This window comes from Reyranella sp., assembly GCF_004297405.1.
Lineage (GTDB): Bacteria > Pseudomonadota > Alphaproteobacteria > Reyranellales > Reyranellaceae > Reyranella.
The window spans coordinates 32,408-46,000 of sequence record NZ_SCVC01000029.1 but is presented as its reverse complement, the minus strand read 5'-3'; the positions used below and the strand labels follow the sequence as shown (position 1 = coordinate 46,000).

Here is a 13,593-nt window from a genome sequence, read left to right as displayed (position 1 = left end):
ATCGCCGCTTACCGGGTAACTGCGGCGAGGCCTGCCCCAGCCGGATCCGCCGCGACGCGGCATGTGCTCCCGTCCGCGCGCAGGCCAGACGGACAGGCAATCGCATTGACGAAGCCCCCCTGCCCACGCAGTTGCGCCAGCACGGAAGCCAGGGGCTTGTCTTCCTCGATAGTCCCGCGCGCCACCCAACCCACGGCTTGGGCCGCTGTCGCCGCACCGCCGCCGGCGCCTGCGAAGGTGAATTCACCGTTGCCGGGATTGGCGATGATGAGCGGGCTGACCGCAGCCGCATCGGCCGTCGGCGCGCCAAGCATGATGCCGGTATTGGGAACCATGACACGAGCGCCGAAGAGCTGTCCCATGGAGAGCGCGCAGGCCGCCGCTCCGCCTTTGCCGTCGACCGCGGCCAGCCCCGCGAAGCCATTGGAATCGACCGGTACGCCGCCGACTGGCGCGCTGCCCTTCCATCCGGCAAGGGCCGAAGCACCAGCCATCGGCGCCGGCGCGACATAGACCCGCCGACGATAGTGCGACTCACTTATCGGCGCCGTCGCCTGCGGCACGGCATTGCGCAGCGCCTCGACCGGCATGCTGCCGCCGGCCTGGGAAATCTGCTCCGAGATGGTCCGTGCGAGCTGGCCTTGGAAAAATTCAGCGCCACCACGCTGGCGGATCGCGCCCAGCGTCCCTGCAAGCTCGGCCTGGACCAGCGTGGTTCCTTCACGCGCATTGCCCAGGACCCGACGCGCCTCGTTGTCCCCAAGCATGCCGGCACCGGCCTGCATATCGCGCGACAAAGCCCGCGAGACCGGCACGCCGAAACGCGCCAGCCGCTCGGCGGGGGCAACCACTGCCTCCCAGCGCGACGAGCCATGGCGAACATGCATCAAGGTGACGGCACGCACGCCGTTCGGCACGGAGAACGATGTGCCCTTGATCGGTCCAGGAGCCGCGATCGGTGCGAAGACGAACGACTCCGCCTGCTTGGTCTTGTCGTCGTGGACGATACAGGCCCCCGACGCGCCGAGACTTGCGGCCGACGGGAGAGTCACGGCCAATGCGAAATACATGGCGACGGCGGCGTCGGTGGCATTGCCTCCATTCGCCAGGATATCGCGCCCGACCTCGGTCGCGCGGCTCTCGTCGGAGGTAGCCGCTGCGAAGGATGCGGTTGCAACAACCCGTGAAAGACCTCCCCGTCCTGGCGACAGCCCGGCTGGATTCGCGGCATTTGCGGCCCGATCCATCTCCCGGCTCGTCTCATTTGTGCCACAACCCGACAGCAAGAAGATGGCAGCCGCCGCGAAGGCGGCACTGTATAGTTGACGCGACCGCTGACCGTTTCTAGCCCTCTGCAGACCCGTGCCATCTGTGTTCAGACGCATCACTACCCTCATCTGTGTCGCCCTTCTGGCGCTGGCGCCGTTTCGTGCCGCGACAGCGCAGCAAGGTCAACGACTCAATCTCATCCGCGACGCCGAGATCGAATCCACGATCCGCACCTTCACGGTTCCGATCTGGAGAGCGGCCGGCCTCGACCCTAATGGGGTCGAGATCATGCTCGTCCAGGACAATTCACTCAACGCCTTCGTGGCCGGCGGCCAGCGCATCTTCATCAACACCGGCCTGATCATGCGCACGGAGCGGCCGAACCAGCTCATCGGCGTCATGGCCCATGAAAGCGGTCATATTGCGGGCGGCCATCTGGCCCGCATGCAGGAAGAGCTGCGCAGCCTGTCGACCTTGCAGATTTTGGAGACCATCTTGGCCGGCGGTGCCATGGCGGGCGGTGCCATCGGCGGTGGCGGCGGCGGCGTCGGTGGCCCCGCCGGTTCGGGCGGCATGGGCGGCAAGCCGATGGCGCCGGGCTCGCTGATGTCCTTCCTCAAATACACACAGACACAGGAAAGCGCGGCCGACCAGGCTGCCATCAGCTACCTGCAGCGCACAGGCCAGTCGCCGACAGGCACGATCGAATTTCTGCGCATCCTGCAGCGCGAAGAGAAGCTCGCCATCAATCGGCGCGACCCCTACCTCACCACCCATCCGCTGACACCCGAGCGAATTGCGGCCTTCGAGCAGGCAGCGAAGAATTCTTCCTACCTCAAGACCCCCGATACACCGCAGTTCGTGATGCTGCATCAGCGCATGGTTGCCAAGCTCTATGGCTTCATCGCGCCCGACCTCGCCTTGTCGCGTTATGTCGAAGGCGATCGCGCCGTGCCGGCACGCTACGCCCGTGCCATTGCGCTCTACCGCAAGGGCGCGCTGGGCTCGGCCCTGCTCACCATCGACGGGCTGTTGAAGGAATATCCCAACGACGGGTACTTCCACGAAGTCAGGGGCCAGATGCTCTATGAGAATGGGCGGGCTGCCGAATCGATTGCCTCGTATCGCCGCGCCGTGCAGCTCCTGCCGTCGGCCGCCATCGTGAAGATAGACTTCGCCCGTGCGCTGCTCGACACCAACAACGTCGAAAACGATCGCGAGGCCGTGCGCAACCTCGAACTCGCCATGCAACAGGAGTCCGACAGCTTCGAACTGTGGCGGCTCATGGCTTCGGGTTACTCGAAGCTCAACAATCCCGGCATGACTTCGCTTGCCCGCGCCGAGATGGCGTCCCTGCGCGGCCAGCGTGCCGAAGCGCAGAGCCATGCCGACACCGCCGCGCGTCAACTGCCGGCAGGCACGCCGGCATGGCAGCGCGCCCAGGATCTCAAAGCCTATATCAATAGCCGGCCGCGCAAGTAGCGCCGGCCTTGGAGACAAGACAATGCGCTCATTTCTTCTGGCCATTTCTCTCGGATTGATCGTGGTCGGCGCCCTGGTCGCCACACGTACCGGCGCCCCCGGCAGCGCGGTTTCACCCGCCGCCGCCGCGCCGAACGCATCGAGCGTCCCAGCCGACCTCGGCCAGAGCATCCGCGCCTATCTGCTCGCCAATCCCGAAGTGCTGGTCGAAGCGATGCAGGAGCTGGAGCGCAAGCAGGACACCCAGCGCGATGCCGTCGCCCAAAAGGCGATCTCCCAGCACGACGCCGCCCTGTTCGGCGACGGCGACAGCCCGATCGGCGGCAACCCCACGGGCGATGTCACAATGGTCGAGTTCAACGATTATCAGTGCCCCTACTGCAAGCGTGCCCATCAGGCGGTGAAGTCGGTCACCAGCGCCGACGGCAAGGTCAAGATCATCTACAAGGACCTGCCGATCCTGGGTGAACCCTCGCGCATCGCCGCCCTCGCCGCCCTCGCCTCCGTGAAGCAGGGTAAGCACACGGAACTGCACAACGCCCTGATGGAGTACAACGGCAAGCTCGATCGCGATCGCATTCTCGAGATCGCCACGTCGGTCGGCCTCGACATGGCCCAGCTTCAGAAGGACATGGAAGAGCCGAAGCTGAAGGAGATCATCGATCGCAACATCGCGCTCGCGAATGCGCTGGGCGTACGCGGTACGCCGGCCTTCGTGGTCGGCAAGCAGTTCGTCCCCGGTGCGATCGACGCTGCCACCCTGAAGCAGCTCATTGCCGAAGCCCGCAAGAGCAAGAGCTAGCGGGACAAGGTTGCCGTCAGGCCCAGCGCATTGACCAGATCGGCGCCGGGCCTCCCGAGATATTCCAGCTTGTCCAGCCCGAGCGCCGGCTGAGGGGTCGTGTCGAGCGTGAGCGTGCCACCCTGCTCGACAAAGCGCGCGACAGTGTCGAGCAGCTTGGTCATGTCCTGCGTGATCAGCACGCCATGTGGTTGATGACGCCTGATCTCGTTCGCGAGTTCCGCGCGTTCGGCAGCGGCGTCCTTGCCTCCGAGCTTCGCCTTGGCCTGCAGGCTGCGTTGCAGCAGCCCCTTGTCGGCGATCGTCAGCTTGGCCGCCGCAAGTGCGGCCTTGGTGCCCAGCAAAGCGTAGACTTCGCCGAAGTCGACGGCCTCCCAGAATTCCTCGTCGATATCGACGAGGCGCGCCGTGAAGGAAAGATCGGCAAGATTTGGCCCGCCCAGCTTGCAGTCGTCCACCCTCAGTTCGTGGCGGGCGCGATCGTCGACGGCGCTGCAGTCGAAATCGAGCCGCACCGCATCGAGATTCATGGCTTGCAGGACCATGCGCGTGGCCATCGCCTGGACGCTGCGCCACGAGGGCGCCAGCACGAACCCCTCGACGCGCAGCCGTGAGCGGCTGATATCGCGGCTCTCGGCGGTCGTTTCGATGGTGATCTTGCCCAGCGACAGGCCGTATTGGGTCATCAGATTGCCGCCGAAGCCCGAAAGCTCTGCAAAACCGACTGGGACGCGGCCGATCGGCATGCCCGGCTCCCAGTCGATCGACGAGGCGAGGTCGAGCGAGCGTCGCAAGTCGATCCGCGAGGCCCGCAATTCCCCCAAAGTCAGCTCCGGTGATTTCGCCCCAGTGCTTCCCGCCTTCGCCTCCTCGACGTCGAGCTTGCCGATCAGGCCTTGCACGTAGTCGGCAACGACGAGCTTGCGGGCGGCTACCGATGTCTCGTCGATGCTGATGTGGGCAAGTTCCGTCTGCTCGATCTGCTTCGCCGAGAGGGCGCGCAGCAGACGAGCCGTCAGGACCTGACTACGAAAGGGCCCGTCGTAGACCGGGTCGTAGCGCGGCAAATCGAGCCCGGTCGCGACCACTTCCTTGATCGTCCACGCACCGCCCTCGTCGGGATCGGCGAGGCGCACGTCGCTGAGATGCAGACGATCCGCCTTCAATGGATCACCCCAGTTCAAGCCGTCGAGCGGCAAGCGTCCCTGTCTGATTTCCTCGAACGGCCAGACGAGGCCTTCGACCTTCCAGCCCCCGATCTTCACACTGCCATTGAGGCTGGCAATCTTGTCGATTGCGATGCTGCGTTCGAGCAGATGGACCTTCACGCTTTCGACTTCGAGGCCATTCTGCGCCAGTCCGGCCTTGATGTGGCGGGCGGCATAGTCTTCGGCAAAGGGCACGGCGACTGCGCCTGCCCCCACGAGAATGACAAGGAGCGCGGCAACAACGACAACGGCTTTTTTCACGGTTCGGCGTCCGGCTGCTTCGAGGGTTGGGCTGCGTCGAAGGCCGGATGCTTCATGCAGGCGTCGTAGATCCGCTGGATGGTCGGATAGCGCTTCATGTCGACCTTGAACCGGGCCGCATTGAACACCTGCGGCACCAGGCACATGTCGGCCATGGTCGGCGAGTTGCCGTAGCTGAAGGTGCCGGCCTCCGGCCCCTTGCCCAACGTCGCTTCGTAAGCGTCGAAACCGGTTTCGATCCAGTGGCGCGACCAGGCGAAGGCGCTTTCCTCGGTCTGGCCGAACTTTTCGCGCAGATAGCCCATGACCCGCAGATTCTGGATCGGATGGATATCGGCGCTGACGATCAGCGAAAGCGCCCGCACCTTGGCCCGGCCGACCGGATCCCTGGGCAGCAGCGCAGGCTCGGGATGCGTCTCCTCAAGATATTCCATGATCGCCAGCGACTGGGTAAGCACGGCCCCATCGTCCAGCACGAATGCAGGCACCAGTTTCTGCGGGTTCAGGGCAACATAGTCGGGAGCCGCCTGCTCACCCTTGCGCAGATGCCGCGACGCATGCTCGACCTCGATTCCCTTGAGGTTGAGCGCAATGCGTACGCGGAACGCCGCGGACGACCGGAAATAGCCGATAAGCTTCATGACCGCCTCCCGCGGTCACTCTAGCACGGCTCAGGTCGGTGGCGTGTAGCGCACGACCTTCTGGTCGATGGCGCCGAAGATCGACTTGCCGGCACGATCGAACATTTCGATGCGGATCTGATCGCCGAACGACATGAAGGGCGTCACGGCTTTGCCGCCGTCGATCGTCTCACGGACCCTGCGCTCGGCAATGCAGGAGCAGCCCACGGCTGCATCTCGGTTCGCGACCGTGCCAGAACCAACGACCGTCCCTGCTTCAAGATGACGGGTCCGGGCCGCATGGGCGATGAGCTGCCCGAAGTCGAAAGTGAGGTCTGTGGCGGCATTCGGATGGCCGAATTCCTTGCCATTCAGGGTCGAGATCAGCGGCAGGTTGACCTTGCCGCCATCCCAGGCATCGCCCAGTTCGTCCGGCGTCACGGCGACGGGGGCGAAAGCCGTGGCGGGCTTGCCGTGGAAGAAACCGAAGCCCTTGGCCAACTCGGTCACGATGAGGTTGCGCAGCGAGACATCGTTCAAGATCGTCACGAGCTTGATGTGCTTGCGCGCTGCCTGCGCCGACACGCCCATCGGGACGTCGTCGACGATCACACCGATCTCGCCTTCGAAGTCGATGCCCCAGGCCTCGTCTGCCATCTCGATCGCATCGTTGGGGCCAGTGAAGGAGTCCGAGCCGCCCTGGTACATCAATGGGTCCGTCCAGAAGGAGGGCGGCATCTCGACGCCGCGCGCTTTGCGGACCAGCTCGACATGCACGACGTAGGCCGACCCGTCGGCCCATTGATAAGCCCTCGGCAACGGCGCCGCGAGCGCCGTCGTATCGACCGCGAACGTGCCCGGTGCCTTGTCGTTCTCGAGCTGTGCGGCCAGCGCCTGCAGCTTAGGTTCGACGGCGGCCCAGTCGTCTAGCGCCCGTTGCAGGGTCGGCGCCACATTGGCGGCGCGCACGGCCCGCGTCAGCGCGCGATTGACCACAATCAGCGTGCCATCGCGGCCGCCTTCCTTCAGCGATCCCAGCTTCATTGTTTGGATTTCCCCCTACTCTGCTGCCTGTTTGACGTCCGCCGGTCGCCAGGACTTCACATACCCTTCGAACTCGACACCGGCCGGCATGGGCGCGACATCGATGGCATCGCGCGTGTCGATCATGACGGCAACTTCGTCCGTCTCGGTCTTGCCGCCCTTGGTGGCGGCATTGAAGGCCTTGGGATGCGGCCCATGCGTGAAGCCGGTCGGATGCACCGTCATCATGCCGGGATGAATGTTGTCGCGGCTGAAGAAGCTGCCCTTGTGATAGAAGATCACTTCCTCGAAATCGTCGTTGTTGTGGAAGAATGGCAGGCGCAGTGCCTCCGGGTCGCTTTCGAGCGGCCGCGGCACGAAGGTGCAAACGACGAAGCGGCCGGCCATGAAGGTCGTGTGCGCCGACGGCGGCAGGTGGGCGCGGTGGCTCATCAGCGGCCTCAAATCGCGCCAGTTGATGCGCACCATGCTCAGATCGCCATGCCAGCCCACTGCATCGAGTGGATTGAACGGATAGGTCACCGTCGAAAGCTGGTTGCGCCGCTTCACCGACACCTTCCAGGTGCGCTCGTCCTGCTGGGCGCGGAAGGCATCGTCGATGTGCGGCGTGTCGAGTATCGCCGGATCGAAGATGGCGTGGCGTCCGACCAGTCCCTTTTCGGGCAGAGTGAAATGGTCGTTGGTCGCCTCGATCATCAATGAAACAGTGGGCTTGGCCGGCTCCAGGCGCCACATCGTGCCGCGTGGGATCACCAGGTAGTCACCCTCGCTGTAATCGAGGTGGCCATAGTCGCAGAACAGGGCGCCCTGGCCTTCGTGGACGAACAGGAGCTGGTCGCCGTCGCTGTTGCGCGCCAGCTCGGGCATCGCCTTGTCCAGCCGCCAGATGCGCATCTGCAGGTGCGCGTTGCTCATCACGAGTTCGGCGTTCCAGGGATTGACCTTGGCCGTCACGAGCTTGTTGAGATCGAGCGCACGAGGCCGGATCGGGCCGTCGAAGTCGATCCAGTCCGTCGGCTTGTGCTTGTGATGGAACTGCGCCGAAGGGCCGAAGAAGCCCTCCTTGCTGATCTCGCGCTCGTAGGTGCCTTCGGGCAACCGCACATGGGCCTGACGCGAGGCCGTGCCTTCGACCTGGCGCAGCGGGATCCAGTTCTTGGCCATGGTTTCCTCCTATGCTTTCAGCACGCCGCGGCGAATCTGGTCGAGTTCGATCGACTCGAACAGGGCGCGAAAGTTGCCTTCGCCGAAGCCTTCGTTGCCGCGGCGCTGGATGATCTCGAAGAAGATCGGCCCGATCACCGTCTGGGTGAAGATCTGCAGCAGCAGCCCGCCACCTTCGGTCGGGGCACCGTCGACCAGGATGCGGTTGCGCGCGAGCCGGTCGAGGTCTTCGCCGTGGCCCGGCAGGCGCTTGTCGATCTGCTCGTAGTAGGTGTCCGGCACCGTCTGGAACGGTACGCCTTTGGTCTTGAGCGTCTCGACAGCCTCGTAGATGTCGTGCGTGCCCAACGCGATGTGCTGGATGCCCTCGCCGTGATAGGCCGAGAGATATTCCTGGATCTGCGACTTGTCGTCGGTGCTTTCGTTGATCGGGATGCGGATCTTGCCGCACGGGCTGGTCATCGCCTTGGACTTGAGGCCGGTCAGCTTGCCTTCGATGTCGAAGTAGCGGACCTCGCGGAAATTGAAGAGCCGTTCGTAGAAGTCCGCCCACTCGTCCATGCGGCCGCGATGCACATTGTGGGTCAGGTGATCGATATAGGTGAGCCCCACACCCTTCGGGTTGCGATCGACGCCCGGCAGGTACTCGAAGTCGACGTCGTAGATCGAGCCCCGCTCGCCATAGCGGTCGACGAGATAGAGCAGCGAATCGCCGATGCCCTTGATCGCGGGGATATTGAGCTCCATAGGCCCGACCTTGCCCTCTACCCCCCAGGCGCCGAGCGACAGCGCCCGCTTGTAGGCGAAGGCCGCATTCTTCACGCGCAGCGCAATGGCGCAGACGCTGGGTCCGTGCACACGCGCGAACCCTTGGGCGAAGCTCTCCGTCTCGGCATTGACGATGAAGTTCACATCGCCCTGGCGATAGAGCGAGACATCCTTCGAGCGATGCCGCGCCACCTTGGTGAAGCCCATGCTCTCGAACAGCGCGCCCAGCGCCGCCGGATCGGGCGCGGTATATTCGACGAACTCGAAGCCGTCGGTCCCCATGGGATTGATTTCATCGATCTCCAGGACATTGCGATCGCCGATGCTCGCCATGATGACCTCCCGAGATTGACCGGTATGCTGAATTAGTTTCAAATGTAACTATTATGCCGAACGCTTTGCAAGCCCTCGAACTGGAGAATTTTCTCCCCTACCGCCTGTCCGTCCTGGCCCAGCTTGTGAGTGAATCCCTGCACGACCTCTACGCAGAGCCGTTCGGGTTGAGCGTCACGCAATGGCGGGTCATGGCCGCCCTGGGGCGCTTCGCCCCCCTCACCGCCTCTGAGGTGGGACAGCGGATCGTCATGGACAAGGTGGCGGTAAGCCGGGCGGTGGCCGGGCTCATGAAACGGGACCTGATCGAGCGGGCGACCGACCTCAACGACCGCCGGCGGGCGTCCTTGCGGCTGAGCGCCAAAGGCCGCTCCATGCACGCCCGGATCGTTCCCCTGGCCCTCGGCTACGAGGGCGAACTCTACCAGGCCCTCTCCCCGGAGGAGCGCGAAACCCTCAACGGCTTGTGTGATCGGCTGTTCGCCCACGCCAAACTGTTGAGAAAGGCGGCCTGAGGCCGCCTTGTCGGGCCGACTCCCCATGCTATAACGCCCGCCTCTTCTATGGGAGGCAGGATTGGCCGCAAAGGCCGCCCGGCGCCCACCGGCCAGCAAGCCGGTGCTGGTGCTCAACGGGCCCAATCTCAACATGCTGGGTAAGCGACAGCCGGAAATCTACGGCCGCGAAACGCTGGCCGACGTCGAAAAGGCGTGCCGCGCGGAAGCGGATCGGCTTGGCCTCGATGTCGAATTTGCCCAGAGCAATCATGAAGGCGTGCTGGTCGACCTTATTCAGGCGGCACGCGAGAAGAATGCCGGCATCGTCATCAACGCCGGCGCCTACACCCATACCTCGGTTGCCCTGCTCGACGCGCTGAATGCCGCCGAGCTGCCGGCCATCGAGGTCCACCTGTCCAACATCTACAAGCGTGAGAGCTTCCGCCATCGGTCCTACATCAGCCCGGCTGCGGTCGGCGTGATCGCGGGACTGGGCACGCAGGGGTATCTTCTCGCCCTCCAGGCGCTGGCGCGTCTGCTGGCACGCTGACAAACATCGGGAGCGCTTCTCCATGGCAAAATTCGAGATGGATACCGAGTTCGTCCGCAAGCTGGCGGAGATCCTGGAAGAGACCCATCTCGGCGAGATCGAACTGGCCGATGGTGAGCGCCGCATCCGCGTCGCCCGTCCGGCCGTGACGATGACCGCTGCTCCCGTCCAGATGGCCGCCCCTCTCGCCGCTGCGGCCGTCGCAGCTGTCGCCCCGGCAGCCGCCGGCGCCGCAGACATCGCCAAGCATTCCGGCGCCGTGAAGTCGCCGATGGTGGGCACCGCCTATCTGGCGCCCGAGCCCGGCAAGCCCAACTTCGTCGCCGTCGGCGACAAGGTGACGGCCGGCCAGACACTGCTCATCATCGAGGCGATGAAGACCTTCAATCCCATCAAGGCGCCCAAGGCCGGCACCGTGACGTCGATCCTGGTCGAGAATGCCCAGCCGGTGGAATTCGGCGAGCCGCTGATGGTCGTCGAGTAAGGGCCCCGCGGGGATGTTCGACAAGGTCCTGATCGCCAATCGCGGCGAGATTGCGCTCCGCATCCATCGCGCCTGCCGCGAGATGGGGATCCAGACGGTCGCGGTACATTCGACGGCTGACAGCGACGCCATGCATGTGCGGCTGGCCGACGAGTCGGTATGCATCGGACCGCCGCCCGCACGCGACAGCTATCTCAACATTCCCCAGATCCTGTCCGCCGCGACCATCGCCGGCGTCGATGCGATCCATCCCGGCTACGGCTTCCTGTCGGAGAATGCCCGCTTTGCCGAAGCGGTCGAGGCGCACGGCTTCACCTTCATCGGCCCGACGCCGCAGCACATCTCGATGATGGGCGACAAGATCGTGGCCAAGCAGACCGCGCACGATCTTGGCCTGCCCCTGGTGCCGGGCTCGCCCGGTCCGGTCGAATCATTGGAAGAAATCATCGCCCTTGGTGAAAAGATCGGCTGGCCGGTGCTGATCAAGGCCGTGGCCGGCGGCGGCGGACGCGGCATGAAGGTCGTGGAGAGCCCCGAAGCAGCGGCCGAAGCCTTCTCGCTGGCGCGCGCCGAAGCCAAGGCGGCCTTCAGCAACGACGCCGTCTACGTCGAGAAGTATCTCGCCCGGCCGCGCCATATCGAGATCCAGGTGCTGGGCGATGGCCTCGGCGCCGGCGTGCATTTGGGCGAGCGCGACTGCTCACTGCAGCGCCGTCACCAGAAAGTGCTGGAGGAAGCCCCCTCGCCTGCCCTCAATACCGAGCAGCGCAACAGGATCGGCGAGTTGGCCGCCGACGCCGTCCGCAAGCTCAAGTATCGCGGCGCCGGCACGTTGGAGTTCCTGTTTCAGGACGGCGAGTTCTACTTCATCGAGATGAACACACGCCTGCAGGTCGAGCATCCGATCACCGAAGCGGTGACCGGCATCGACTTGGTGCGTGAACAGATTCGCATTGCTGCCGGTGCACCGCTCGGCATGACCCAGAAGGACATCGTCATCCAGGGTCACGCCATCGAGTGCCGCATCAACGCCGAGCACCCCGAGACCTTCATCCCCTGCCCCGGCAAGATCGTCGACTATCACCCGCCGGGTGGCCTCGGTGTGCGCGTCGATTCCGGCCTCTACACCGGCTACGTCATGCCGCCCTACTACGACTCGATGGTGGCCAAGCTCATCGTCAACGGCACTTCGCGCAACGAGTGCCTGATGCGCCTGCGCCGTTCGCTCGAAGAGTTCGTGATCGGCGGCATCGATACGACGATACCGCTGCACCGTCGCATCATCGGCGAGCAGGCCTTCATCGACGGCGACTACGACATCCACTGGCTGGAGAAGCTGGTCGGCCTGAAGAAGTAGCGGCGGCATGCTGGAGATCACGCCCGACCTCCTGCTGCAGGCTTACCGTATTGGCGTTTTCCCTATGGGCGAGCGCCGCGACGATCCCAAGCTCTACTGGCTCGATCCGCGGCTGCGCGCGGTGCTTCCGCTCGATGGCTTTCACCTGCCGCATCGCCTCGCCCGTACCGTTCGAGCCGGCCACTTCGACGTGAGCGCCGATACGGCCTTCGCCGAGACCGTCCGCGCCTGCGCCGAGCCGCGGCCGGGCCATCCCGAGAGCTGGATCAACGAACCAATCGTCGACCTCTACACCGAGCTCCACCGGCGCGGCCACGCCCATAGCGTGGAGTGTCGCGTCGACGGCAAGCTGGTCGGCGGGCTCTACGGTGTCTCGGTGGGCGCGGCCTTCTTCGGCGAGAGCATGTTCTCGCGCCAGCGCGACGCCTCGAAAGTGGCGCTTGTCCACCTGGTGGCGCGCCTCATCAAAGGTGGCTTCCGCCTGCTCGACTGTCAGTTCATGACCGAGCATCTGCGGAGTTTCGGCGCCGTCGAGATCCCGCGTGACGACTTTAAGGTGCTGCTGGCCCAGGCAATCGATCGGACGGCGACGTTTCAGCGCGAGCTGGGTGGTGTCGATCCCTGCGCCATCGTGCAGGAGAGCACGCGCACATCGTAGACGCCGTGGTCGAGCGCGGAGAGAGATGGCGTCGAGGCGAACATCCAGCCGGCGAACAGCTTCTCCTCCGCCTGGCCAGGCTTGTGATCGGTGATGGTGAGATAGGCGACGGACTCCGGCGGCGCTTCCGGCACGTTCACCAAGCAATCATCGACCTTGATCTCCAGGGTGCCGAAGCGCGTCGTCTGTCCGACCGGCGCATAGAAACGCTGGGTCCGCGCCGTCACCTTGTCGAGCCCTTGCAGCTCAGCCGAGCGTGTCCCCGGCCCCTCCGGGATCGGCCGCAAGTTGGCATTGCCGGGTCGTTGCGGGACCTGAGTCTGGGTTTGAGCATAGGATGCGGGAGCAGCCGCAGCGGCACAGGCCACGATCGCGGCCGCTATGAGGAAGGTGCGCAAGCTCACTTCTTGGCGTGCGGTGGCGCGAGTCCGTCGATCAACTCGTGAAGCGCCTGCTTGATCTGGCTCGCGTCGCATCCCATCAGAACTCCGTCCTCCAGCGCGTCGGCGCAGAGGGTTTCGATCTCCTGGATGTTCTGATTGAGGACTTTGATCTTTTCGAGGCACGAGACCGGCTTGCCATCCGGTTGCCGCCACACCGGCGGTGCCTTGGGGGCATGAGCATTCATCATTTGCTCCCTGCGCTTCCGAACATGAATTTGGCGATCAGTTCGGTGAGTGGGATCGAATCCTGCGTATGGTTGATCTCGCCGCCGGCGCGAATCATCGTCTTGTCGTTGCCGGGCTCGAGCACCACCACGACACCGCCCAGCAGCGATTCACTCACGATCTTGGCGTTGGTGTCGGACGGCAGGTTGACGTTGGACGAGACCGCGAGCCGTACGACGGCCTGGTAGGTCTTGGGATCGAGATTGAAACCCGTGACGGCGCCGACCTTGACCCCGCTCAACGTTACATCGGCGCCGCGCTTCAACCCATCGATACGCCCGAAGCGGGCGATGACTTCATAGCCATCCGGACCGCTGCGATCCGATTTTGCAAAGGCATAGAAGACGAAGACGCCGGCCACCACGAGGACCAACGCACCTATGATCGTCTCGACGATATTGCGGCCCACCCTCGTCTCCTTCGCTGCC

At 64.5% G+C, this 13,593-nt stretch carries 16 protein-coding genes; 7 read left to right on the top strand and 9 right to left on the bottom strand.

Annotated elements, in window-relative coordinates:
- Nucleotides 1-8: 8 nt before the first annotated feature.
- Nucleotides 9-1,247: a gamma-glutamyltransferase gene (locus EPO50_RS17340; protein ID WP_296346253.1), complete on the bottom strand. Its 1,239-nt coding sequence runs from the start codon at nucleotides 1,245-1,247 to the stop codon at nucleotides 9-11.
- A gap of 124 nt (nucleotides 1,248-1,371) precedes the next feature.
- On the opposite strand from EPO50_RS17340, the gene EPO50_RS17335 reads away from it, so the two are divergent.
- A complete protein-coding gene (locus EPO50_RS17335; RefSeq protein ID WP_296346252.1) occupies nucleotides 1,372-2,751 on the top strand; it encodes a M48 family metalloprotease in 1,380 nt (459 codons plus the stop codon).
- A 22-nt stretch (nucleotides 2,752-2,773) separates the two neighbouring features.
- Nucleotides 2,774-3,553 carry a DsbA family protein gene (locus EPO50_RS17330; RefSeq protein ID WP_296346251.1) on the top strand — a complete coding sequence of 260 codons (780 nt, stop codon included), beginning with the start codon at nucleotides 2,774-2,776 and terminating at the stop codon, nucleotides 3,551-3,553.
- Here EPO50_RS17330 and EPO50_RS17325 read toward each other — a convergent pair.
- Genes EPO50_RS17325 through hppD form a run of 5 tightly spaced genes read right to left on the bottom strand, consistent with a single transcriptional unit; the run spans nucleotide 3,550 to nucleotide 8,951 of the window.
- Nucleotides 3,550-5,022, bottom strand: coding sequence for a hypothetical protein (locus EPO50_RS17325; protein WP_296346250.1), 1,473 nt, complete (start codon nucleotides 5,020-5,022; stop codon nucleotides 3,550-3,552). The two genes, EPO50_RS17330 and EPO50_RS17325, sit on opposite strands and share 4 nt — an antisense overlap.
- Nucleotides 5,019-5,663 carry a maleylacetoacetate isomerase gene (gene maiA / locus EPO50_RS17320; protein WP_296346249.1) on the bottom strand — a complete coding sequence of 215 codons (645 nt, stop codon included), beginning with the start codon at nucleotides 5,661-5,663 and terminating at the stop codon, nucleotides 5,019-5,021. Before maiA ends, EPO50_RS17325 begins: the two co-directional genes overlap by 4 nt.
- A 30-nt stretch (nucleotides 5,664-5,693) precedes the next feature.
- On the bottom strand, nucleotides 5,694-6,686 hold the full coding sequence (locus EPO50_RS17315; protein ID WP_296346248.1) for a fumarylacetoacetate hydrolase family protein: 993 nt from the start codon (nucleotides 6,684-6,686) through the stop codon (nucleotides 5,694-5,696).
- A 15-nt stretch (nucleotides 6,687-6,701) separates the two neighbouring features.
- A complete protein-coding gene (locus tag EPO50_RS17310; protein WP_296346247.1) occupies nucleotides 6,702-7,850 on the bottom strand; it encodes a homogentisate 1,2-dioxygenase in 1,149 nt (382 codons plus the stop codon).
- A gap of 9 nt (nucleotides 7,851-7,859) precedes the next feature.
- Nucleotides 7,860-8,951, bottom strand: coding sequence for a 4-hydroxyphenylpyruvate dioxygenase (gene hppD / locus EPO50_RS17305; RefSeq protein ID WP_296346246.1), 1,092 nt, complete (start codon nucleotides 8,949-8,951; stop codon nucleotides 7,860-7,862).
- A 53-nt stretch (nucleotides 8,952-9,004) separates the two neighbouring features.
- Here hppD and EPO50_RS17300 point away from each other — a divergent pair, with 53 nt between their 5' ends.
- The 5 genes from EPO50_RS17300 (at nucleotide 9,005) to aat (ending at nucleotide 12,497) form a co-directional block, all read left to right on the top strand.
- Nucleotides 9,005-9,466, top strand: coding sequence for a MarR family transcriptional regulator (locus tag EPO50_RS17300; RefSeq protein ID WP_296346245.1), 462 nt, complete (start codon nucleotides 9,005-9,007; stop codon nucleotides 9,464-9,466).
- Nucleotides 9,467-9,527: 61 nt separating this feature from the next.
- A complete protein-coding gene (gene aroQ, locus EPO50_RS17295; protein WP_296346244.1) occupies nucleotides 9,528-9,998 on the top strand; it encodes a type II 3-dehydroquinate dehydratase in 471 nt (156 codons plus the stop codon).
- Between the two features lie 22 nt (nucleotides 9,999-10,020).
- The gene (gene accB, locus EPO50_RS17290; RefSeq protein WP_296346243.1) at nucleotides 10,021-10,482 is read left to right on the top strand and encodes an acetyl-CoA carboxylase biotin carboxyl carrier protein; all 462 of its coding nucleotides are present in this window, start codon (nucleotides 10,021-10,023) and stop codon (nucleotides 10,480-10,482) included.
- A 13-nt stretch (nucleotides 10,483-10,495) separates the two neighbouring features.
- On the top strand, nucleotides 10,496-11,839 hold the full coding sequence (gene accC / locus EPO50_RS17285; protein ID WP_296346241.1) for an acetyl-CoA carboxylase biotin carboxylase subunit: 1,344 nt from the start codon (nucleotides 10,496-10,498) through the stop codon (nucleotides 11,837-11,839).
- Nucleotides 11,840-11,846: 7 nt separating this feature from the next.
- Nucleotides 11,847-12,497 carry a leucyl/phenylalanyl-tRNA--protein transferase gene (gene aat, locus EPO50_RS17280; protein ID WP_367268050.1) on the top strand — a complete coding sequence of 217 codons (651 nt, stop codon included), beginning with the start codon at nucleotides 11,847-11,849 and terminating at the stop codon, nucleotides 12,495-12,497.
- Here the strand turns inward: aat and EPO50_RS17275 are convergent.
- The 3 genes from EPO50_RS17275 to mlaD are packed head-to-tail and all read right to left on the bottom strand — an operon-like array spanning nucleotide 12,434 to nucleotide 13,574.
- Nucleotides 12,434-12,901 carry a DUF2155 domain-containing protein gene (locus EPO50_RS17275; protein ID WP_296346239.1) on the bottom strand — a complete coding sequence of 156 codons (468 nt, stop codon included), beginning with the start codon at nucleotides 12,899-12,901 and terminating at the stop codon, nucleotides 12,434-12,436. The two genes, aat and EPO50_RS17275, sit on opposite strands and share 64 nt — an antisense overlap.
- Nucleotides 12,898-13,125, bottom strand: coding sequence for a hypothetical protein (locus tag EPO50_RS17270; RefSeq protein ID WP_020695533.1), 228 nt, complete (start codon nucleotides 13,123-13,125; stop codon nucleotides 12,898-12,900). Before EPO50_RS17270 ends, EPO50_RS17275 begins: the two co-directional genes overlap by 4 nt.
- Nucleotides 13,125-13,574 (bottom strand): outer membrane lipid asymmetry maintenance protein MlaD, encoded by a 450-nt coding sequence (gene mlaD, locus EPO50_RS17265; RefSeq protein ID WP_296346237.1) that lies wholly within the window; start codon nucleotides 13,572-13,574, stop codon nucleotides 13,125-13,127. Before mlaD ends, EPO50_RS17270 begins: the two co-directional genes overlap by 1 nt.
- Nucleotides 13,575-13,593 lie beyond the last annotated feature (19 nt).

What these genes read in the sequence shown, in the direction of transcription:
- EPO50_RS17340 (WP_296346253.1), bottom strand. Translation starts at nt 1,247, where the DNA reads ATGGATCGGGCCGCAAATGCCGCGAATCCAGCCGGGCTGTCGCCAGGA.
- hppD (WP_296346246.1), bottom strand. Translation starts at nt 8,951, where the DNA reads ATGGCGAGCATCGGCGATCGCAATGTCCTGGAGATCGATGAAATCAAT.
- EPO50_RS17310 (WP_296346247.1), bottom strand. Translation starts at nt 7,850, where the DNA reads ATGGCCAAGAACTGGATCCCGCTGCGCCAGGTCGAAGGCACGGCCTCG.
- EPO50_RS17300 (WP_296346245.1), top strand. Translation starts at nt 9,005, where the DNA reads ATGCCGAACGCTTTGCAAGCCCTCGAACTGGAGAATTTTCTCCCCTAC.
- EPO50_RS17330 (WP_296346251.1), top strand. Translation starts at nt 2,774, where the DNA reads ATGCGCTCATTTCTTCTGGCCATTTCTCTCGGATTGATCGTGGTCGGC.
- aat (WP_367268050.1), top strand. Translation starts at nt 11,847, where the DNA reads ATGCTGGAGATCACGCCCGACCTCCTGCTGCAGGCTTACCGTATTGGC.
- EPO50_RS17270 (WP_020695533.1), bottom strand. Translation starts at nt 13,125, where the DNA reads ATGAATGCTCATGCCCCCAAGGCACCGCCGGTGTGGCGGCAACCGGAT.
- accB (WP_296346243.1), top strand. Translation starts at nt 10,021, where the DNA reads ATGGCAAAATTCGAGATGGATACCGAGTTCGTCCGCAAGCTGGCGGAG.
- maiA (WP_296346249.1), bottom strand. Translation starts at nt 5,663, where the DNA reads ATGAAGCTTATCGGCTATTTCCGGTCGTCCGCGGCGTTCCGCGTACGC.
- accC (WP_296346241.1), top strand. Translation starts at nt 10,496, where the DNA reads ATGTTCGACAAGGTCCTGATCGCCAATCGCGGCGAGATTGCGCTCCGC.
- EPO50_RS17315 (WP_296346248.1), bottom strand. Translation starts at nt 6,686, where the DNA reads ATGAAGCTGGGATCGCTGAAGGAAGGCGGCCGCGATGGCACGCTGATT.